The 20823-nt window shown below is 74.4% G+C and carries 17 protein-coding genes; 9 read left to right on the top strand and 8 right to left on the bottom strand.

Annotation, left to right across the window (positions count from 1 at the left end; translation table 11 throughout):
* The first annotated feature begins 866 nt into the window (after window positions 1-866).
* The 3 genes from FYW95_RS22115 to FYW95_RS22105 all read left to right on the top strand — a co-directional run bounded on the left by FYW95_RS22115 (window position 867) and on the right by FYW95_RS22105 (window position 4595).
* Window positions 867-1709 (top strand): SecDF P1 head subdomain-containing protein, encoded by an 843-nt coding sequence (locus tag FYW95_RS22115; RefSeq protein WP_159945428.1) that lies wholly within the window; start codon window positions 867-869, stop codon window positions 1707-1709.
* Between the two features lie 654 nt (window positions 1710-2363).
* On the top strand, window positions 2364-4151 hold the full coding sequence (locus FYW95_RS22110; protein ID WP_159945430.1) for a hypothetical protein: 1788 nt from the start codon (window positions 2364-2366) through the stop codon (window positions 4149-4151).
* A 270-nt stretch (window positions 4152-4421) separates the two neighbouring features.
* Window positions 4422-4595 (top strand): hypothetical protein, encoded by a 174-nt coding sequence (locus FYW95_RS22105; protein WP_236568118.1) that lies wholly within the window; start codon window positions 4422-4424, stop codon window positions 4593-4595.
* On the opposite strand, the gene FYW95_RS22100 is transcribed toward FYW95_RS22105, so the two are convergent.
* Window positions 4592-6007: a GH1 family beta-glucosidase gene (locus tag FYW95_RS22100; protein WP_160050709.1), complete on the bottom strand. Its 1416-nt coding sequence runs from the start codon at window positions 6005-6007 to the stop codon at window positions 4592-4594. The two genes, FYW95_RS22105 and FYW95_RS22100, sit on opposite strands and share 4 nt — an antisense overlap.
* Window positions 6008-6187: 180 nt before the next feature.
* Between FYW95_RS22100 and FYW95_RS22095 the strand changes: the two genes are divergently transcribed.
* Window positions 6188-6487 carry a hypothetical protein gene (locus tag FYW95_RS22095; RefSeq protein WP_159945185.1) on the top strand — a complete coding sequence of 100 codons (300 nt, stop codon included), beginning with the start codon at window positions 6188-6190 and terminating at the stop codon, window positions 6485-6487.
* Between the two features lie 44 nt (window positions 6488-6531).
* On the top strand, window positions 6532-7299 hold the full coding sequence (locus FYW95_RS22090; protein WP_159945186.1) for a DUF1266 domain-containing protein: 768 nt from the start codon (window positions 6532-6534) through the stop codon (window positions 7297-7299).
* Window positions 7300-7331: 32 nt separating this feature from the next.
* On the opposite strand, the gene FYW95_RS22085 is transcribed toward FYW95_RS22090, so the two are convergent.
* The 5 genes from FYW95_RS22085 to FYW95_RS22065 all read right to left on the bottom strand — a co-directional run bounded on the left by FYW95_RS22085 (window position 7332) and on the right by FYW95_RS22065 (window position 13385).
* Complete coding sequence (locus FYW95_RS22085) at window positions 7332-8351, bottom strand: methyltransferase (RefSeq protein WP_159945187.1); 1020 nt, start codon at window positions 8349-8351, stop codon at window positions 7332-7334.
* A gap of 17 nt (window positions 8352-8368) precedes the next feature.
* Window positions 8369-9487, bottom strand: a complete 1119-nt coding sequence (locus FYW95_RS22080) for a magnesium and cobalt transport protein CorA (protein ID WP_159945188.1) — start codon at window positions 9485-9487, stop codon at window positions 8369-8371.
* Window positions 9488-9621: 134 nt separating this feature from the next.
* Window positions 9622-10269, bottom strand: coding sequence for an alpha-ketoglutarate-dependent dioxygenase AlkB family protein (locus tag FYW95_RS22075; protein WP_159945189.1), 648 nt, complete (start codon window positions 10267-10269; stop codon window positions 9622-9624).
* A gap of 38 nt (window positions 10270-10307) precedes the next feature.
* Window positions 10308-12110 carry an NPP1 family protein gene (locus FYW95_RS22070; protein ID WP_159945190.1) on the bottom strand — a complete coding sequence of 601 codons (1803 nt, stop codon included), beginning with the start codon at window positions 12108-12110 and terminating at the stop codon, window positions 10308-10310.
* 393 nt (window positions 12111-12503) lie between these two features.
* Window positions 12504-13385 carry an EamA family transporter gene (locus tag FYW95_RS22065; RefSeq protein WP_201294986.1) on the bottom strand — a complete coding sequence of 294 codons (882 nt, stop codon included), beginning with the start codon at window positions 13383-13385 and terminating at the stop codon, window positions 12504-12506.
* A gap of 131 nt (window positions 13386-13516) precedes the next feature.
* Here FYW95_RS22065 and FYW95_RS22060 point away from each other — a divergent pair, with 131 nt between their 5' ends.
* Entirely contained in the window at window positions 13517-14443 is a 927-nt protein-coding gene (locus FYW95_RS22060; RefSeq protein ID WP_159945192.1) for a LysR family transcriptional regulator, read from the top strand.
* A 6-nt stretch (window positions 14444-14449) separates the two neighbouring features.
* Here the strand turns inward: FYW95_RS22060 and FYW95_RS22055 are convergent, their stop codons facing one another.
* Window positions 14450-15379: a LysR family transcriptional regulator gene (locus FYW95_RS22055; protein ID WP_159945193.1), complete on the bottom strand. Its 930-nt coding sequence runs from the start codon at window positions 15377-15379 to the stop codon at window positions 14450-14452.
* 318 nt (window positions 15380-15697) lie between these two features.
* Between FYW95_RS22055 and FYW95_RS22050 the strand changes: the two genes are divergently transcribed.
* From FYW95_RS22050 to FYW95_RS22040, 3 genes are all read left to right on the top strand, one after another.
* A complete protein-coding gene (locus FYW95_RS22050) occupies window positions 15698-16240 on the top strand; it encodes a GNAT family N-acetyltransferase (protein WP_159945194.1) in 543 nt (180 codons plus the stop codon).
* A 379-nt stretch (window positions 16241-16619) separates the two neighbouring features.
* Complete coding sequence (locus FYW95_RS22045; RefSeq protein ID WP_159945195.1) at window positions 16620-17819, top strand: coiled-coil domain-containing protein; 1200 nt, start codon at window positions 16620-16622, stop codon at window positions 17817-17819.
* 88 nt (window positions 17820-17907) lie between these two features.
* Complete coding sequence (locus tag FYW95_RS22040) at window positions 17908-19977, top strand: FUSC family protein (RefSeq protein ID WP_201294985.1); 2070 nt, start codon at window positions 17908-17910, stop codon at window positions 19975-19977.
* Between the two features lie 39 nt (window positions 19978-20016).
* Here FYW95_RS22040 and FYW95_RS22035 read toward each other — a convergent pair whose 3' ends face one another.
* Window positions 20017-20664: a cyclase family protein gene (locus tag FYW95_RS22035; protein WP_159945197.1), complete on the bottom strand. Its 648-nt coding sequence runs from the start codon at window positions 20662-20664 to the stop codon at window positions 20017-20019.
* Between the last annotated feature and the right edge of the window lie 159 nt (window positions 20665-20823).

The raw sequence follows: 20823 nt of genomic DNA, 5'->3' as shown, positions 1-20823 counted from the left end.
GGTGAGAGGGCGCCGGTCACGCGCGGTCCGCGTGGGGGAGCACGTCCCGTCCTCCGTGGCGGGCGACGACCGGGCCGGTGCGGGACGTCCGTCCACGCCGCCCCGTACCGGTCCGGCGAGCGCGATCGCGCGGCTCCACTCTACGGATCCGGGTGAAACGGGAGTGAACCACTACACGAACTTATGTGGATAAAACCGAATATCCACTTTTACGATGTAGATCCTGATTTGTGCACGGCGGCAGAGCCCCGGTACGGGGTTCGAGGGCCGCCCCGGGCCGCCTGGCACGACGGGCGTGCCCGCGGCCCGGTCGGCCTTGGTCCGTTCGGGTTCGCAGGAGAGGGTCGGGGCTCATTGGCGCGGCTGGTCTGGACGCGACACGTCCGAGAGGAGATTCCAGGACCCGGGGGTGTCACCACGGGGGTCCCCGGGTCTGGAAGCAAGGGGCTCCACCTCCGATCGCCGACACGCTTCCACCCAGCCCCACCGGTCCGGTAGGCGCCGTCAGGATCCAACGGCACACCCGTTCAGAACAACCCCACAGGCACCCCCGGACACACGGGCCACGCCCCGCTCCGCCCGGGAAAGGGCACGCTGAAACGGCGTCTTCCCTGTTCACGGCGCCTCAGCTCCAGGGAGCGAACCCGCGTGGCCACAAACGGCACCGGGGCGCCCGGTACCCGTCGGAGCGGCAACGCGGACACCTCCTCCCCCACTCCCGGCACATCGCCTACCACCAATCCCACGCCTCCTGTACGGCCCCAGAAAGCACCTGAACCCCACCCATCACCTCTTGCGGAACGGCGGAGTGAGACGGCGGCGGACGGGCATGAGGCAAGCGTCCCGACCCCCGGCGGAAGGCAGCCGTGTCCCCGCGATCCCGACGCACCTCCCCTGTCCGCCTCCTCCTCATCGGCCTGCTCGGCGCGCTCGGGGCACTCGTCCTGGTCGCCACCGCCGCGATGCTCCACCCCCCGACCGCGGAGCGGGTGGACGAGGTACTGCCCACCACCGAGACCGTGCGCCTGCGCGTCCTGCCCAACGCGTCGGGTGAGGACCCCGGCCCCGAGGGCACCGCGCTCACCGCCGCCCTCCTCCAGCGGCACCTGGACGCCCTCGACGCCGCCTGGACTGAGGCGACCCCGATCGGCGAGGACACGATCGAGGTGGCGGTGCGCTCCGGAAAGGGCGCCGAGAGGGTCGTGGAGTTCCTGCGCGGTTTCGACTCGGCGCGGGAGCTGTACGTCCACCCGGTGGTCGGCGCCCCCGGACACGCCGCCGAGCCGACGGACGCCGACTCCACCGGGCCGACCCTGCCCGACCAGGACGGCGTCCCGCTCCGCCTCGGTTCGGCGGCGCTGTTCGGGGGCGACGTCGAGCGCACCGGGGTCGAGCACGTCAACGGCGAGTGGATGGTCACGGTCGACCTGACCGAGGACGCGGTCGCGGCCTGGCGCGAGCTCACCGCCGAGGCGGCCTGCCACGAACCCGGGGACCCCCGGCGGCGGATCGCGGTCGTCCTGGACGGCACCCTGGTCTCGGCGCCCGAGATCGGCCCGGACGCCACCTGCGGCACGGGGCTGGAGACGGCGAGCCTGAGCGTCCTCTCCCCCGGCCTCACCGAGGAGGCGGCCACCGCGCTGGCCCGCGACATCCGCGCCGCCGCCCTGCCCCACCCCGTCGAGGTGGTCGGGGACCCCACGTCCTGACCCCGCGAGGAACGAGGAAGGCCTCCGGCGCCGGCATCGCCCTGCGGGGCGGGTGGTCGACCACGCTCCCTCCCGCCATGGCCTAGGGAGACCAGGAACCCCATGCCGCGTGTGGGACTCACCCGGGACACCCTGGTGTCCGCGACGCCAGCCTGTACGCGCATGTTCGAGGCCTGGCCGACCTGTTGGAGAGCGTGGGCCTGCTGGCGCACGACGCATGGGCGGACGCCCTGGGGCGGCCGGACGGTCCGGCCACGCGGCCGTCGAAGACTCCGCCGACGCCTACCGGGCGTCCGGGCCGACAGAGCTCTTCGCCCGCCCCACAGACCCGCAACCGGTGTTCCTGGAGCACGTCCCGGTCCCGGTCACCGCCCACGGGCTTGACCTGGCCGTACTCGGCGCGCGGGCCGACCGGCTCGTCCCCGTGGCCGGCGTCGACTCCCGCGGCCAGCTGCCCCACCGGACCGCGGACGCGCCCAAGGCGCTCCTCGGAGCACCCCGACCAGAGGTTTCACCGCGCCTCGACCGAGGCGGGCCGGACACAAAAAAGACCTGACGGGACTTTTGGGGCATAGGTGGCGGGTTTCGGCGTTCTCCGGATGCGACGGGCGCGGCTTCCCTAGGCTCGCTCGGAACAGTCCCGAGGAGTACTCCATGCCCGAACCAGCGGAACACCCCCTGCCCAGGAACCCGTATCGCAGCCTGGTACTTCTCTCCTTCCTGGCCCTGTCCGGCAGCCGACCCGCGCACGGCCTGCTCGAACAGGCGCACCGGCTGGTCACCGGGGCCCTGCCGCACGGACGGCTGCACCCGCGTCCCCGCGCGTATCCGCGGGTGCGCCGCCGGGTCCTGCGCCGCTCCCTGCGCCCGCACCGGTGGCACCCCCGGGGCGGGACGGGGCTGCGCGTCTCCCCCGCCGAGGGCGCGGGGGCCGAGGCGCGGGCGCTGGCCGCGCTGGCCGGCCTGGACGCCGAGGCCCGGGCAGCCTACGGGCTGCTGCGGGTGGAGGGCCTGAGCCCGAGGGAGGCCACCGGCCTGCTGGCGTCGGCGGGCGCGCACGACGCCATCGGAGCCACAGAACGCGCCCGGGCGGTCCCGGCCGAGCACCGGCTGCCCGACCCCACGCTGGTGCGCGTCAACGGCCGCGGCAGCCTGCTGGACCGGCGCGCGCTGTCCGGCACCGCGGTCCTGGCCGGGCTGGCGGTGCTCGCCGCGGGTCTGGGCACCGCCGACCCCGGCGGCGGGCGCTCATCGCTGGCGGCGCCGGTCGCCCTGGCCCCGGCGCCCGCCGAGGACGTGTGGCGCGAGCGCTTCCGGCTGGACCTGACCGCCTGGCACCCCCGGGGCGGGGCGGTCGGGGACGACCGGCTCGTCCGGCGCGCCCTGGACCTGTGGTCACGGCGCGGCGCCACCGGGGAGGGCCCGGACCGGAACGCCGCCGTCACGAGCGCTGCCGGGGAGGAGGCGCTTGCGGCCCCGCGCGCGCCGCGCCTGGTGTTCGCCGGGCAGGTGGGCGGACAGGACGTGGTGGTCTTCCACGACGCCCCCTGGGCCGCCCGCTACACCGCCGACGCCTCCGGGGAGCGCGTGGAGGTGTTCGCCGAGCCCGTTGCGGGGGCGGCCAACTGGCCCGCGCTGCGGCTCGCCGACACCGAGGAGGGCACCCACTACCTGCTGCCGCCCTGGGTGACCGAGGCCGACACCGCCCCCCTGGGCGGGGACGAGCCCGACTGGCGGGAGGTGGAGCACACCGACGGCGTGACCGCCGCCCTGCCCACCGGGGAGCACTGCGGGGTGGGCCCGCTGTTGCGGCTGCGGGCGCCCGAGGTGGCGCACGGCCAGCCGTACACGGCCCTGGACCTGGGCGGCCCGGATACCGCCCACCTGGGGTACATGCCGCCTCCGCCCAGCGAGATCCGCCGCCTGGGGCCGCACGAGGTGCTCGACGGGGACAGCGGTTTCGACCTGTGGGGCCTGGTGGCCTGTGCCGGACCGCCGCCCGCGGGCCCCGTGGGCACGGCGACCGCGTGGGAGTTCGCCCGCCAGGAGCTGCCCGACGGCGGCACGGGCCGGTGGGTGTGCGTGCGCTACGGCGGCCACGACGGCGGGGGGCTGGCCCGCACCGTGCTGGTGACCGCGGCCGGGGAGGACACCGACACCGTGGTGGCGGGCGGGCACGCGGGCGGCTGGGGCTGCAGCAACCTCAACCGCCAGGTGGCGGCCGGTACCTGGTGGCGGGACGGCGACGGCCGGTGGCACTACCTGGCGGCGGCCTCCCGCGAGGCGGACCGGATCACGGTGCGCGGAGGCGCCAACGGCTCGGCGGAGGACGGCGAGCCGCTGGCCGTGGCGGGCCCCCGCGGCGAGGCCCCGCCCGCCGAGGCGGTCGAACTCAGCGCGGTGGACGTGCGCGGCGAGGAGATGACCGTGCTCGCCCGCTGACCGGTGCGGCGGGCACGGCGCGTGGCCGGTTCCGGCCAACGCGCCGGGGAGCCGATGCGCGCGTACCCGGTACCAGGCGGTGGTATCACTGGGTTACTCCCCGCGCGCACCGCGGTGCGCGCCAGGGCCGGACTCCCGGCCCGGGAAACCGTGGACCGCTCCGCCCCCGTGGTGCCGCGGCCTTCTTCCGGCTTCGGCCGTAGTGAGGTTTGGTGTATGTCGATCTGGTCTCGTGGCGACCGTACCGGGAGGGTCGAGGAGGCCCTCCTGATGTTGCAGGGACAGGAGATCATCGACGACCTGGAGATCGTGCCGGATGAGCCCAAGCCGTACCGCGTCCACGTGCCCGCGGGCATCGTGCACATGGACGAGGACGAGGCCTCGATGTTCGCACTCGGGGCCGTGGTGGGCGCGTTCGGCGGGGTGGCCCGCGAGCAGGCCTAGGCCTCCTGGCCCTCCCACTGGGCGGCGAGTTCGCCGATCCGGCGCGCCCGGTGCGCGCTGAGGAACTCGCGGTACCAGTGGTAGCTGTCCTTGGGGTGGCGCTCCAGGCGTTCGTAGTCGACGCGGACCAGCCCGAAGCGGCGGTCGTAGCCGAAGGCCCACTCGAAGTTGTCCAGCAGCGACCAGACGAAGTAGGCGCGCACGTCCACACCGGCGTCGATGGCCCGGGACAGCGCCTCCAGGTGGTCGCGCAGGTAGGCGATGCGCTCGGTGTCACGGACCCGGCCGCTCTCGTCGGGCCGGTCGTCCTCGGCCGAGCCGTTCTCGGTGATGAGGATGGGCGGAAGGCCGGGGTAGCGCCGGTCGAGGTCGATGAGCAGGTCGGCGAAGGTGGCGGGGACGACGGGCCAGCCCATGGTGGTGTGCCGGACGCCCTCGATGGGCACCTGCTCGGTGCGCACGTCCACGGCGGTGCGTGCGGCCGGGTCGGCCTCCTGGTGGGGGGCGTCGCGCAGCATGATGGGCCGGTAGTAGTTGACGCCCAGGAAGTCCAGGGGCTGGCCGATGATCTCCAGGTCGCCCTCGGCCCGGTAGGAGCCGTCGGCCATCCCGCCCCAGACCTCGTCCTCGTTGTCGGGGTAGGCGCCGGTGAACAGCGGGTCGAGCCACACACGGTTGTGCAGTGTGCGGGCCCGCTCCACGGCGGCGCGGTCGGCCTCGGAGTCGGTGGCGGGCAGCAGGTGGTCGGGGTTCAGGGTGATCCCGACCTCTCCCGCGGCGGCGGCGCGCAGCTCGCCGGTGGCCATGCCGTGCGCCAGCAGCAGGTGGTGGGCGGCGGCCAGCGCGGGACGGCCCTCGCGGGTGCCGGGTGCGTGGCGGCCCACGGCGTGGCCGACGAAGGCCGAGCAGAAGGGCTCGTTGAGGGTGATCCAGCGGCTCACCCGGTCGCCCAGGCGGTCGGCGACGATCCGGGTGTACTCGGCGAAGCGGTAGGCGGTGTCGCGGACCCGCCAGCCGCCGCCGTCCTCCAGCGCCTGGGGCAGGTCCCAGTGGTACAGGGTCAGCACCGGTTCGATCCCGGCGCCGAGGATGGTGTCCACGAGGCGGTCGTAGAAGGCCAGGCCCTCGGGGTTGGGCCGCCCGGTGCCGGTGGGCTGGACGCGGGGCCAGGCCACGGAGAAGCGGTACATGTCCACTCCGAGGTCGGCCAGCAGCGCCACGTCCTCGCCGTAGCGGTGGTAGTGGTCGCAGGCGATGTCGCCGCTCTCGCCACGGGCCACGCGCCCGGGGGTGCGGCAGTAGGTGTCCCAGATGGAGGGCCCACGGCCGCCCTCGTGCACGCCTCCCTCCACCTGGTAGGCGGCGGTGGCGGTACCGAAGAGGAGACTGGCGGGCAGGGTCGGCTCTTCCATGACCTTCCTTTCCTGGGAGCGCTCCCAATCATAGGTGATGTGACCCGGGACACCAATCCCTCCGCTGTGGTCGCACCTGCACCCACCGTGAAGAACGCGCGATCACGGTCGGCGCCGGAACCGCGGACCCGACCGGAACGTCACACCGCGCGGCTCCGACACCCACGCCGAGAGGACCTCATGGCCGGCTGGATCGACTACTCGCGGAACCGGAGGATCCGGGGCCCGAGGCAAACCTGGACTCGGCGCAGTACGGGATGGCCGCTGTGCCTGGCCTCCGTCGCGGGGGCCGGGGCCGCCTGGGCGTTCGACCGGCGCGACCGCGCCGACGCCGCGGCCCTCGCCGAGCAGCGGTTCCCGGGCCCACGCCACGGAGCGGCGGAGGCCGCGGAGCGGTGGCGTGGGAAGCTACTGGCCTCCCAGGAGCACGCGGTCACCGCCGGGCGGGAGGCGGAGGGGATCCGCCGCCCGCTCGCGTGACGCCGGGCGCCCGAAGACCGGAACGAGAACGAGAACGAGGAAGCATGGGGCTGTTCAGGAGGAAGGCCGTACTGCGTACCGACCCGCACGGGTTCTTCCAGGGCCCGTTGGCGCACGCCCTGGCCACGGGCGCGCACCTGCCCACCGCGAGCGGCGGCGTCTGGAACGCCGTGCCGGCCTCGTGCGCCTGCTGTGACGCCCGGGAAGAGCGGGACAAACTCCGCGACTCCTGGGGGATCACCGACGCCGCGGGGTGGGACCGCGCCCTGCGCGCCCTGGTGGAGGGGCCCCACCGGGGATCGGCGGTCGCGACCGTGCTGGAGCTGCGCGGACAGGCCGCGTCCCGCACTCCCGGACAGCCCTTCGACGCGGGCACCTGGCCGGACCTGATCGCCGCCTGGTGCTGGGAGCGCGGCGCCGGGCCCGGGCTCTACGAACAGCTGGTGACCAGTGCCGCCCAGGTCTGGGAGTACGAGGAGCGGATGGTCAGGGACGGGGTGCTGCCCCGGGGTGTGCCGGTGCGCACCGTACGGGCCTACGACTTCGGGCGGGCGGTCAACCTCGCCCGCTGGGGCGTCAACGCGGGGTACGCCGACGAGCGGGCCGCGCACGCGCACATCCTGCGCGCGGGCGCGGCGTCCATGCACCACCACGGGTCGTGGGAGGAGATGTCGGCCGGCTTCGTGCTGGGCCGGGCGATGGCCTTCGACGAGGGCGCGTTCGGCTCCTACTACACCGACTCGGCGGCGGCGCACCGGGTGCTGGTCAGCGACCCCCACAGCCCGTGGCGCAACCTTCCCTGGCGGATGTGACGCGGCCCCGGCACGGGCGGGCCGCGACCGGGTCAGGGGGCCTCGGGAACGGGCTCGGCCACGAGCACCCGCATCTCCAGGGGCAGGCCGAGGATCCGCCGGGTGGTGAGCCCGACCGCCCCCAGCAGCGCCTCGTACTCGCTCTCGGTCCGCTCGGCGCCGGTGGTCATCACCATCATGTGGGCGTCGAAGACCAGCGACAGCCAGGGCCGCTCCTCGTCGGGCAGCACGCGTTCGACGATGAGCACCCGCCCGTCGGGGGCCATCGCCCGGCGGCAGTGGCCCAGCACCGTGCGCGCGTCCGCGTCGGACCAGTTGTGCAGCACCCGGCTGAGCAGGTAGACGTCGGCCCCCTCGGGCACGCTCCGCAGGAAGTCGCCCTCCACCAGGTCGCACCGGCCCCGCTCGACGAACCCGGCCAGGCGCGTGCGCGCGGCGGCCAGCGCGGGCGGGCGCTCCAGCAGCACGCCGCGGGCCCCGGGGGCGCGTTCCAGGACGGTGGCGAGGAGTTCCCCGTCTCCCCCGCCGAGGTCGACGACCGTGCGCGCTCCGGTGAAGTCGTACACGTCGGGCAGGGCGCTGGCGAAGCGGCCGCCCGCGGCCATCCCCGCCGTGTACAGCGCCGCCTCCTCGGGGTGCCGCTCCAGGTAGGTGAACACGTCGGTGCCGTGGGCGGCCTCGAACGCGGTGCCGCCGGTGCGCACGGCCTCCGGCAGGCGCGCCCACGCGGCGGTGAACATGTCGCTGTCGTAGAGCGCGGCCAGGTCGGCCAGGCCCGAGGGGTGGTCGCGGCACAGCAGGGCTCCGACCGCGGTGGACCGGTAGCCCCCAGCCTGCTCCTCCAGGACGCCGACCGAGGCGAGCAGGCGCAGCAGGCGGCCCAGCCGGTCGGGGTGCAGTCCGAGCCGGGCGGCCAGGGCGGCGGCGCCCTCGGGTGCGTCGGCGAGGCGGTCGAACACCCCCAGTTCGACCGCGGCGGCCACGGCCCGGGCCACCCAGGGCCCGGTCAGCAGGCGCAGGAGCTCGCGTTCGGCCCGACCCTCGACCGTCATCGGTCAACTCCCTCGTCTCAGAGCCACCCGTTGCGACGGAAGACAACATAGAGGGTCAGACTCGACAGCGCCATGGCGGCCAGGCTCAGCGGCCAGCTGAACACCCAGGAGAAGCCGGGTTGGGGCGGGATGTTCATGCCGTAGACCGAGGCGATGAGGGTGGGCACCACCAGGATGCCGCCCCAGGAGGAGATCTTCTTCATCGCCTCGTTCTGCGCCTGGTCGATGAGGGCGCTGTTGACCGACATGATGTTGTGCAGCAGCTGGCGGAAGCCGTCCACGCGCTCGCGCACGGCCGCGACGTGGTCGGCGACGTCGCGCAGGCGGTGGTGCAGTTCGACGCGCCGGTCCTGGGGGATCCGGAAGGGGGCCGCGGAGGCGATGCCGTACCGCCGGGGTTCGTCGGAGGCGGGTTCGCCGCGGCGGGCCAGCGGTTCCATGAGGCCCTCCAGGACCGCGCCCAGCGGGTCCACCGCGCGGGCCAGGGCGATGACCTCCCGGGCCAGGCGGTAGGTGCGCCGCGAAGCGCCGGCCCGGCCGTCGAAGACCTGGCTCTCCACCTCGTCGATGTCGTCCTGCAGTCCGGCGACGACCGGCGCGTAGGCGTCCACGACCCGGTCCAGGACGGCGTGGACCACGGCCAGGGCGCCGTGGGACAGGGCGCGGGGCTCGGACTCCAGCAGGTCCCGGACCTCCTCGAAGTCCACCTGGTCGGTGTGGCCGATGGTGACCACGAAGCCGTGTCCGGCGAAGACGTGGACCTCGTCGACCTCCACGGTCTCGCCCGCCTCGTCGTAGCGGGCCGGGCGCAGGACGAGGAAGAGGACGCCGTGGTAGACCTCGGCCTTGGGGCGCTGGTGGGCGACGATGGCGTCCTCCAGGGCCAGCGCGGGCAGGTCGAAGAGGCGGGCGAGCTCGGTGAGCTGGTCCCGGTCGGGCGCGGTCATGCTGATCCAGACCACGGTTCCGGTCTCCCCGCCGACCGCGCGGCGGGCCTCGGCGAGGGTGGCCGCCTCCCCCGTCCGGTGTCCGTCGCGGTAGGTCACGGCACGCACGGGTCCGGGTGCGGCCCGGTCCGCCAGCGCCGCCCGGCGGTGGCCGAGCGCCATGACGCGTTCGGGCGGGGGTTGGTTCATGCTTGCCCTCCTCGGAGTGCCGCGCCGCCCGCGCGGGCGGCCGTCTGCCAGTGGTCATGCCCAGGGGACGGTCGTGTCTCGCTTCCGGCCCACGGCCCAGGCACCCCTGCCCCGACACGCCGGGCCGGACGGCGTCAGCCGCTCAGACCGGAGGCCCGGATGGTGATGTTGAGCCGTCCGTCCAGGCCCAGGGCGGGCGGAGCGGTACCGGGCCTGGTGCGGGGCACCCCGTGGTAGGCCATCCGCGAGGGGCCGCCGAAGACGAACAGGTCCCCGCTGCGCAGTTCGACGTCGGTGTACGGGCGGGTGCGGGTCTCGGTGTTGCCGAAGCGGAACACGCAGGCGTCGCCCAGGCTCAGGGAGACCACGGGGGCGCGGGAGGCCTCGTCGCGGTCCTGGTGCATGCCCATGCGCGCCCCGGCGTCGTAGAAGTTGACCAGCGCCACGTCGTAGGGGTCGGTGTCGGGCGGGGCGCCGTAGGCGGCCTCCACCGCGCGGGCGGCCAGGTCGCCGAGCACCCCGGGGAAGGGGCGCACGGGCGTGCCGTCGGGCAGGGTCCGCGCGTAGGAGTAGGGCTGCCAGTGCCAGCCCAGACTGAGCATCCGCACGCTCATCACCCCGCCGCGCGGCATGGTGTGCCTGCGCATCCCGGCGGGTCCGCGCGCCCAGGCGCGGCAGCGGCGGACCAGGTCCGCCTGGGTGTCCTCGTCGAGCCACCCGGGGAGGTGGACGGCGCCGGGCGCCACCTCCACGGGCGGGCTCCCGAACAGGGCGTCGCTCATGGACCCATCGTGCCGCCCCCGCCCGCCCGGGGCCAGGGTCAGCGGCGCAGCAGGTCGCGGATGTTCACCACGAGCAGCAGCACCACGATCACGGCGATGGGCACGGTGATGGCGATGCGCCAGTTGACGATGAACGCGGCCACGATCCCCACGGCGAGTCCGACCACCACCGCGATGACCGCCAGGCCGATGAGGTACTGGACGAACTTGCGCCGGGCCACGGAGTCGATCGCGGCGAAGGCCACGACGACGCCGATCATCGCGTAGAGGGTCTGCTGGCCGTTGAGCAGGAACAGCGGCAGGGCCAGCGAGAGCAGCAGCAGCGGGGTGCTCAGCGCCACCCACAGGTGCAGGAAGCGGGTGGAGCGCTGGGTTCCCGAGGAGTAGGGCAGGTGCGGTGCCTTGAGGTGGCCGGTGGGCTCGGGCACCAGGGGCGTGTCGCTGGCCAGGGCGCGCAGGTGGGCGTCGCGCTCGTCGGCGGTCAGCACGCGGCGTTCGTAGACCTCGCCCAGCTCCATCTCCAGGGCCGCGACGCGCTCGGCGTACTCGCGGGCGAGCGGGCGGGAGTGGGCCTCGCGGTTGAGCACCATGCGCGCCGAGTCGAGCTGGCGCAGGCGGTCGCGGCGGCTGAGGATCTCGGCGTCCAGGGCGCGCAGGCGGTCGTCCAGGCCCTTGACGTGCGAGCGCAGCTCGGCGCGGGCGGCGGACTCGGTGGGGGCGACCTTCTGCAGGCCGACCCAGGCCAGCGGGTCGGCCCAGGAGCGGCGGATGGTGCCGTCGCGTTCGTAGCGGGGCCCGCTGGGCGCGCGCTCGCCGTCGAAGAAGTCGCCGGTGTCGCGTCCCCACAGGCCGCGGAAGCCCTTGATCCAGGGGGTGTCGTCGTCGATGAGGACGGCGGTCCACTCGCGGTCGCCGCCGGGGCCCAGGCGGATGCCGTCGCCGCGCGCGTAGTCGACGAAGGGGACGCCGATGCCGTGCCGGTTCAGGGCGCTGTCGGCGCGGAAGATGCGGTGGGTCAGGCGCCGCCAGGCGCGGATGGGCCCGCGCAGGAAGGCGGGGTCGACCTGGATGAGGTAGTCGCCGGGCAGCATCTGGTGGGAGTGCGAGCCCGCGCCGACGTAGACCACGGGGTGGTCGCCGTCCCGGTGCAGGCCGGGGTCGGCCCAGCTGCGGCGCAGGTCGTCGCCGTGGTACTCGTGCGAGGAGGCCCCGACCCAGACCGGCCGGGTGGTGCCGTCGGAGTTCTCCACCAGGTAGACGGTGACGCGCTCCCAGTCGGCCTCGTGGTCGTTGACGCCGCCGTAGATGGTCCGCCAGTCGTTCATCGCGTAGAAGAACCAGTACTGGAGGATGGTGTAGCCGCCCTCGCGGGTGACCCGGCCGTAGTAGGTGGCGCCTCCGTTGTCCACCCGCTCGCGGTAGCGGGTCACCGCCGCGAAGGTGACACCGCCGGGGACCGCGCCGCGGATGAGCAGGGACAGCTTCATGAGGATGTCCAGGACGCGGCCCAGCACGCCGACGGCGGCCAGGCGGCCGCTCTTGGGGATGACGGTGCGGGCCACGCCCCGGTAGCGCCTGGCCTCCTCGCGGAGGGTCTCCTCCTGGACGAAGCGCAGGTGCTTGTGGCGGTGGGGCCACTCCTCCTCGGCCTGGGAGAGGCGGTCCAGGGTGAGTTCCCCGACCGGGACGATGACGCGTTCGCGTCCGCCCGGCTCCTCTATCCACAGGCTGCAGTTGCGTACGTAGGCGTCCACGTCGGTGGGGAAGAAGAGCTCCCCCTCGGTGCACATGAGCACGGGCTCGTAGGCACGCAGGAGTTCGAGATCAGTTTTCGCGGCCATGATTCGCACCAAGCTAGTGCATCCCGGGAGGCCCCCGCGCCGCCGTTCCCGGGGAGGAGGGCCGCCCGGGTGGGTGCGTACACCGTCACCCTCGTGCTGGCTCCTCCGTCTTCGGGTGCTAGCTGTACTGACCTGAGAGGTTGGTGACGCGGGCGGCGTTCGGGCGACGCGTACGGGCGCTGCGCGACATCGCCTCGGTCGGGGCCGAGCCGGGTTCCGTCCGCGCCCTCCAGGTGCTCAGCTGACGGCTGCCCTGTCTGGGCCCCGCCGGGCCCGTCACCACCCCCGCGGGGGTCGTCGTGGTGCGCGCCTCGGACTCGCTGATGACCCTCGCGCCGCCTCCCGGGCAAAGGAGCTTCTGCTTGTGGGGTAAAGGAGCTCTACTCGCGGTCGTCAACGGGACGCCGCCACGGCCCGGTCGGCCCGAACCCGCGCCCGGTCGGCCGCGGAGGGCCGGCGGGCCCGGTCGCCCCGGGCCGCGCCCGCCCCCGCGACCACCACCAGGGCCATGCCCACGACCTGCACGACGGCGGGCGCCTGGCCGATGACCACCAGACCCATCACCAGGGCCACCGCGGGCTCCAGGCTGGAGAAGGTGCTGTAGGCGGTGCGGCTCATCCGCTGCAGGACGACCATCTCCAGCAGGAACGGCACCATCGGGAAGAGGAGCGCGATGAGCAGTGTGAACGCGATCAGGTCCGGGTCGGGGGCCGCGATCACGGCCGGGGCGCCCAGCGGGGCGCTGACCACGGCGCCCACGGTCATGGTCAGGGCCAGGCCGTGCACCGCGCCGAACCCGGCGCCCACCCTCTGGGTCAGCACGATGTAGCCGACCACGCACAGGGCCCCGGCCAGGGCGAAGCCGACCCCCGCCAGGTCGAGCTCGCCCTGCCAGGGCCGGGTCAGGCACAGCACGCCCGCCACGGCGGCGAGGATCCACACGAGCTCGCGGCGGCGGCGCATGGCGGCCACGGCCACCACGAGGGTGCCGAGGAACTCGATCGAGGTGGCGGTGCCGAGCTCGATCCGCGCCGTCGCCTCGGAGTAGAACAGCATCATCCCCGCGCTCGCTGTGCCCAGGATCACCACTGCTCCCAGTTCACGCGCCGACGCCGCGCGCACGGCGCGCCACAGGGAGCGCCCGCCGAAGGCCAGCAACAGGGCCGCGGCCCAGCTGAGCCGGAGCCAGGTGACGGTGGCCGGAGCCGCCTGGGCGAAGGCGGTCACCGCCAGGGCGCTGCCGGTGTGCAGGGTGAACATGCCGATGAGCAGCATGAGGGGCGCCGGGACGCCCGCGCGGGCACGGCGCTGCGGGAGAGAGGGAAAGCGGATCACCCGACCATTGGACCGACCGCGTTTATTTCTGTCCACGGACCATGGGTTGATGGACCGTGTAGTTTTGGTGGATGGATTTCACCCGGCTGCGCCTCCTCGTCGAACTGGAACGTCTGGGCACCATGGCCGCGGTGTCCGAGGTCACGGGCATGAGCACCTCGGCGGTCTCCAAGCACTTCGCCGTCCTGGAGCGGGAGGCCGGTGTCCCGCTGCTGGCCCCGGACGGGCGGCGGGTGCGCCTGACCCCGGCCGGGAAGCGGCTGGCCGAGCACGCGGTGGACATCCTGGCACGGGTGGAGGCCGCGCGGGCGGAGTTCGACGGGGAGGGCGACCCCGTGGGCCGCGTCGAGCTGGTGATGTACACCTCGGCGGCGCCCCTGGTGCTGCCCGCGCTGCGGCGGCTGCGGCGCGACCACCCGGGGATCGAGATCCACCTGACCGAGTACGAGTCCGAGCACGCGCTCGACCTCCTGCAGGACGGCGGAGCCGACCTGGGGGTGGTGTACCAGTACAGCCTCCTCCCCCGGGTTTTCCCGGGAACGCTGACGGTGCACCCGATCGGCAGCGAGGACCTGCTGCTCGTCCAGCCCTCGGAGGGCGCCGACAGCCGCACGCTGACCCGGCGGCGGCTGCGTGAGCTGGCCGACGCCGCGTGGGTCGCAAGCCCCTACCGCGGCGACGAGGAGGCGCTGGTGCGGCGCATGTGCGCCGACGCGGGGTTCACCCCCCGCATCGTGCACCGCATCGACAACCTGGAGCTGTTCGAGCGGCTGGCCGCGGAGGGCGTGGGGGTGGGGATCGTGCCGCGGCTGTCGGCGGTGACCCGGCGCGGCGTCGCGCACGCGCCCGTGGGCGAGATCGGCGGGGTCCGCCGGGTGTACCTGGCGGGCCGCACCGGCGGCTGGGCGTGGAAACCGATCAGGGTGGTGGCCCGCTACCTGCACCGGGCCGCACAGGACGTGCTGGACGACGTGCCCGCCTTCCCGGATTCGCCCTGAGGCGGACTACCCCGCGATGGCGAAGGGGCCCACGGAGGGGACCGGGACCTTGCTTGCGGCCTCGCGGACCGCGGTGAGCAGCGGCTCCGGGGTGGCCCCGGCGCGGGAGAGGGCGATGATGTGCCGCCGCGCGCTCTGGCGCACGCCGCGCACCACGATCCGGGGGGTGTTCAGACCGGTCCAGGCCAGGCGGGGCATCAGCGCGACGCCCAGGCCGGCCTGCACCAGGGCGAAGACGGCGCTGAAGTCGTCGACGGTGTGCACCACGCGCGGCTGGAAGCCCGCCTGGTGGGCGGCACCGGACACGCACTCGTGCCAGGCGGTGCCGGGCGCGGACAGGATCCAGTCCTGGTCGGCGAGGTCGTCGCCCAGGTGGAGGCTGGTCCGGGCGGCCAGGGGGTGCTGGTAGGGCAGGATCGCGTCGAAGAGCTCGACCATCACCGGGTCGGTGCGGAAGTCGGGGTCGCCGGTGGCGGGCAGGTGGGCGGTGGACATGGTCAGGGCCACGTCCAGACGCCCCGAACGCACCATCTCGGCGCTCTGCTCCGGTTCGGCCTGCACGACCTCGAAGGACCAGCCGGGGTGGCTGGTGCGCAGCCGCGCCAGGGCGGGGGCGATGAGGTCGCTGATGCCGGTGGCGAAGGAACCGACCCGGATGACGCCGCGGTCGCCCCGGGCGTACTCGGCCAGGTCGGCGCTGGCCCTCTCCATCTCGGCGAAGATCACGGGGGCGCGCTGGAGCAGCACGCGGGCGGCCCCGGTGAGCAGGAAGCGGCGGCCGTTGCGTTCGACGAGCGGGACGCCGGTTTCCTTGGCCAGTGCCGAGAGCTGCTGGGAGACCGCCGAAGGGGTCACGTTGAGCGCCTCCGCGGTCGCGGCGACCGTGTGGTGGTGCTCGAGTGCCTGGAGGAGCTGCAGCCGCCGAACGTCGATCATGCCCACCAACTTATGCCAGTACGGACTGGTTTCCTGGTGGTTTCGCCTCCGTTGCCCCGGTTAGGGGAGTGATTCCCTGCACACTCCCCGCAGTGGGAGAGGCACGCCACACCCACCGGGAAAGCCGCGAGAAAGATTCACCGTTCTTTCCCTGAAGATATCTCGCGCAAGTCTTTCCCTGTGTCACACCCACCCCGACTGGTACCGGCACGTACAGTCGGTTCCACAGCTCAATCAAGGGTCCTGGAATCGGGGACCGTCGGGGGATCAGCACCCAATGCTGCTGGAACGGGTGAGAAGAACATGCAAAATTCGCTGATGACCAAACCTCAGCCGACCGACGTGGGCGTGCTGCGCTTCCGCTACCTGGGCGCACACGAGGTGGAGGAACTCGCGGACCTGTGGGGTGCCCTCCACCAGCAGCACACGGTGACCGCTCCGCACCTGAGCGACATCATCAGCGCCGTGAGCCTGGACGAGTCCTGGCGCAGGCGCCGGGCCCAGTACGTCGCCTGGCTCGCCGACCCCGACACCATGGCGATCCTGGCCGAGAACGGAGACGACCTGGCCGGGTACGCCATGGTCACCGTCCGCGAGAACGCCCAGGGCAGCTGGGACCGCGGCGAGCGGGTCGGGGTCGTGCAGACCTTCGCCATCGACCCCGAGTACACCGGCACCGGTGTGGGCTCCAAGCTCCTGGAGGAGGTGCGCCGCCAGCTGGCCAGCATGGGGGTGCGCGAGATCGAGTTCTCCGCCCTGGCCACGGCCTCCGAGGACATCCGCTTCCTGGAGCAGGAGGGCTTCCGCCCCTTCGTGACCACGATGGTCTGCCGCGTGGACGGCTTCGGCGCCCACGACTGAGGCGTTCGGCCCGACCGCGCGTACCGAGAACGGCCCCGGCCCCGGGGGCGGGGCGGCGCCGCCCCGCCCCCGGGGCCGTCTCCGTACACTGACCGGCACGGCATGCCGCACCGGTGAACTGGTCCTCGGCACCGCCGACCGCGACCGGGGCGCCGAACCGGAGCGGCTGCTCGCCCGCGGCGCCAGACCCGTCGACGAGGGCTGGCACGTCCCGGCCGGGCCGCAGGGCAACGGGTTCCGCCTCCCGCGCGCCCGGATCCCACCCCTCTGACCGCCGGCCCCCGTGCCGTGCGGCGGCGCCCCGGCCCCCGCGCAGGGCTCGTCCGCTCCGCGCGACACACCCCCGCGCCCGGAGCGGACGAACCGCTACGCTCACCCCGTGGCCTCCGACTCCAACACCTGCAACTTCCCCGGCTGCGACCGGCCTGTGCCCCGCGCCTCCTCCCCCGGTCGTCCGCCCCAGTACTGCGATCTGCCCGAGCACACCCGCTGGCGGGCCTGGAAGGAACGCCAGCGCCAGGCCCAGGAGGCCGAGGAGCGGACCCGGGCCGCCCGGGAGGGCGAGGACCCGGTGCCCCCCGAGGCGGTACCGCCCGCCGAACCCGTCACCGCCGCCCGCCTGCGCGCCGACGACCTGCTCACCCGCTTCGCCGTGCAGAGCGAACAGCTCACCGAGACCCTGCGGGCGGCCACGGAGGCCTTCGCCACCATGACCGATCCGGCCGCGGCCGAAGCGCAGGTGGAGGCGGCCCGCCTGGCCGGGGCCCGGCACGCCGCCGAGGCCGACGGAGCCCGTCTGGAGGCGGAGAACCGCCGCCGCGAGGCCGAGCACGCCCGCCGGGTGGCCGAGGACGCCGCCGCCTCCGCCGTGGCCGCCACGCAGGAGGCCGAGCGCATGGCCGAGGAGGCCCTGGCCGCCCGGGACGCGGCCGAGGCCGAGCGCGACCTCCGGCGTGCGGAGGCCGAGCAGGCGCTGCTGGAGCGCGACGCCGCCGTGGCCGAGGCCAACGCGGGCCTGGCCGCCGCCGAACGCCGGATCGCCGAGCAGGCCGCACGGGCCCGGGAGGAGCGCGAACACGAGCGGGCCGAGGCCTCCCGGCGCCTCCAGCACGCCCGTGCCGAGGCCGACGGGCTGCGAGCGGAGGCCGCCGAGCACGCCCGCCGGTGCGAGGAGGCGGCCCTGGCCGCGACGGGCGCCCGCGACCGGGCCGAACGCGCCGAGGAGCGGGCGGACCGGGCCGAGCGGACCCTGGCCGCCGAGCGCGAGCGCTTCGACGCCGAACTGGAGCGGGCTCGCGAGCGCCTGGAGTCGGACCGCGCCGCGGCCGCGGCCGAGCGCGAACGCCTGACCGCGGAGCTGGAACGGCTCCACGCCGCGCTGGAGTCCCAGCGCAGGAACGCCGAGACCACCCTGGCCGAGTCCAGGGAGGCCGCCGCCGCGCGCCTGGCGGTGGCCGAGGAGGCCCGCGACCGGGCGCTGGAGCGCGCCGCACGCGCGGAACGGGCACTGGAACGCGCCGGGGCGCCCGGGGAGCCGGAGGGGGCCGGAGGGTCCGAGACCTCCGTCACCCGGGCGTGATCCCGCCCAGACATGGAGCCTGTCTGTTTCGTCCCCTTCTAGGATGGAAATCGTGCGAGATCTGGGAACCACTGGAGACACCGGGCCGATGGACCCGGGTGGTTCCCCGGGCGAAGGCGCCGAACGCGTCCGGGTGGGCGAGCGCCCCCGGCCGCGGGTCGACCTCAAAGCCCTGTTCGGCCTGCAGTCCGGCGCCTGGGCGTGGACCACCGCGGTCCAGGCGGCCCTGTCCATGTCCCTGTCCTTCGCCCTGGCCACGTGGGCGTTCGGCTCCGAGGTGGGCACGCTGGCCGCCCTGGGCTCGATGACGGTCCTGTACGAGAAGAAGACGCCCTACGCCTACCGGTCGGCCGCCCTGGCCCTGGTCGGACTGGGGTTCGTGGCCAGCGTGGCCCTGGGCTCCCTGGCCGCTGCCCTGGCACCCTGGGCGCCCGTGGTCTCCATCGGGCTGACCGCCGGGATCGCCACCTGGGTGTGCGCCGCCTGGCGGGTGGACCGGCCGGGCCCGCTGTTCTTCGTGCTGGTCGGCGCGATCTCCACCATCGCCCCGGGCGGCGTCGCCGACGTGCCCTTCCACGCCGGGGTGGCCGCGGTCGGCGCGGCGATCGGCTGGGCGGTCTCCATGTCCGGCGCCCCCGTGCGCGCCCGCCACCCCGAGTACCGCGCCGTGGCCGCGGCCTACCGCCAGCTGGCCGCCCTGCTGCGGGCCGTGGGCACCCCCGACCTGGACCACGCCCAGCACGAGGCCTCGGTGGCGGTGGCCGAGGCCTGGCGGATCGTGCTGCTCGCCCAGACCCGCGGCTACCGCACCACGCCGGAGGCGGCCCGGCTGCGCTCCCTGCTGCGCTGGGTCTCGGACGTGCACCTGGTCACCACCCAGGTGTGCATGGCCCGCCCCGCCCGGCTGCCGGGAGAGGCCGCCGACTTCGCCGACCGCATGGCGTCGGCCGTGGCCGCCCCCTCCCGGGCCCCCGACCCCGAAGAACTCGACGAGCTGCGCAGGGGCCTGCGCCCGCGCTCCCTGGAGTCCAGGCTGTACGGCCAGCTGGCCCGAGCGGCCCAGGCGGTGCGCCGCACCTCCCACGAGGACGACGAGCGTGCGGCGACGCTGCACGACCAGCGCTATCCGGCGCTGTGGGACGCGCTGCGCTCCAGCCTGGGGCGGGACTCGCTGGTGCGGCCCACGGCGCTGCGCATGTGGATCACGGTGACCGCGGCGGGCGCCTTCGGCCTGTGGATGGGCCTGGACAACTACTACTGGATCGGGCTGACCACCACCGCCGTGCTGCAGGCGGGCAGCGTGGTGCTGACCATGAACCGGGCCCTGCAGCGGTCGCTGGGCACCATGGTGGGGGTGTTCCTCGGCGCCGCGGTGATCGCCCTGCACCCGCCGCTGTCCGTGGTGATCGTGCTCGCCGGCCTCTTCCAGGGCCTGACCCAGCTGGTGGTGGGCCGCAACTTCTTCTACGCCTCGGTGATGGTGACGCCGATGGCGCTGCTGCTGTCCTTCACCGCCGCCCCCGAGCCCATCACCGACCTGGCCCAGTCCCGGATCATCGACACCGTCGTGGGCTCGGTCTTCGGGCTGCTCGGCTCGGTGCTGCTGTGGCGCCGCGCCTCGGCCACCCGGCTGCCCCAGGCCATCGTCAGCGTCCTGCGGACCGCGCGCGAGTGCATTCTGGAGGTGCTGGACCAGGACGTGGAGATCAGCCCGGAGCGCCGCTACCGGCTGCGCCGGGACATGCGGGCGGCCCTGGTGAACCTGCGCGGGGTCTACGACAGCGCGATCGGGGACGCCCCGCGCGCCTCCTCCACCCTGCCGCTGTGGCCGGTGGTGGTGGCCACCCAGCGCACCGGCTACCTGGCGCTGTCGGCGCTGGCCCGGGACAAGCCCGAGCCGACGGGCATCATCACCCTGCAACGGGTGGACCTGGCCTTCCGCGAGCTGATCTCCTCGTTGGAGGAGCGGCGCACCCCGCGCATGGGGGCCCTGCCCCGGCTGCCCGCCTACCCCCGGATCAACATGGAGCTGCGGGCGCTGTCCAGCGCGATGACCAGCGCCGTGGCCCAGGACGAGCGCGCCGCCCGGCAGGAGGCCGAGCGCCGGGCCCAGCGCGAGCGGCGCCGGGCCCAGGGGGACGTGGACGCCGACCTGTGACCGCGGGCCACCCCCTCCCCGGCCTCCCCGGCCGCGGGGTCAGTCGGTGAGGGCGAAGGCCCGCACCGGGAAGGCGGCCATGCCGCGGACCTTGGCGGGGACCGCGAAGAAGGTGAAGCCCTCCTGGGGGAGCTGGTCGAGCAGGCACAGGTGCGAGACCACGGGGATCCCGGCGGCGAGCAGGACGGCCAGCGCGGGCCGGGCGCCCTCGGTGACGGGCGCGGTGTCGTCCACGCCGACCGAGTCGGTGCCCACCAGGGTGGCCCCGCCGTCGACGAGGGCCTTGGCGGCCGCCTCGGTCAGGTACGGGTGCTCGGCCTGGCCGTAGGCCTCGGTCCGCCAGTGCCGGTCCCAGCCGGTGCGCACCAGGACGGCGCGTCCGCGCACGTCCAGGCCGGAGAAGGCCTCCGGCCCGATCCGCCCGGAGGCGTCCACGACCACGCCGGGCAGGTCGGCCACCCGGTCCAGGTCCAGGTCGGCGAGGTCGGCGCCGTCGCGGTAACGGTGGGCGGGCATCTCCACGTAGGTACCGGTGGCGCCGACCATGGCCACGCGCCCGGTGCTGGTGTCGCGGCCGGGGACACCGCCCGCGACCGAGGTGCTCTCCTCGACGGCCGGTTCCGGAAGACCCGGAAAGGTGGTCATCCCGTCGGTGATCTGGTGGCTGACGTCGACCAGTTTCGGCATGGCTGTTCTTCCTCGCTCACGCGTCCGGGTGGGACCCCTGACCTGCGCCAGAGGTCTAGACCAAACTCTAGCGGCTGTGACCTGTGGCACGGCAGGGCCCCGGGGGACAATCTCCCCCGGCCCTCTCCCCCGGCCCTCCGGCGGGAGCGGCTTCCGCCG

The sequence above is a fragment of the Nocardiopsis sp. FR4 genome (genome assembly GCF_009830945.1).
In the GTDB taxonomy this organism is placed as follows: Bacteria; Actinomycetota; Actinomycetes; order Streptosporangiales; family Streptosporangiaceae; genus Nocardiopsis.
This window is presented reverse-complemented; position numbering and strand designations above follow the sequence as displayed.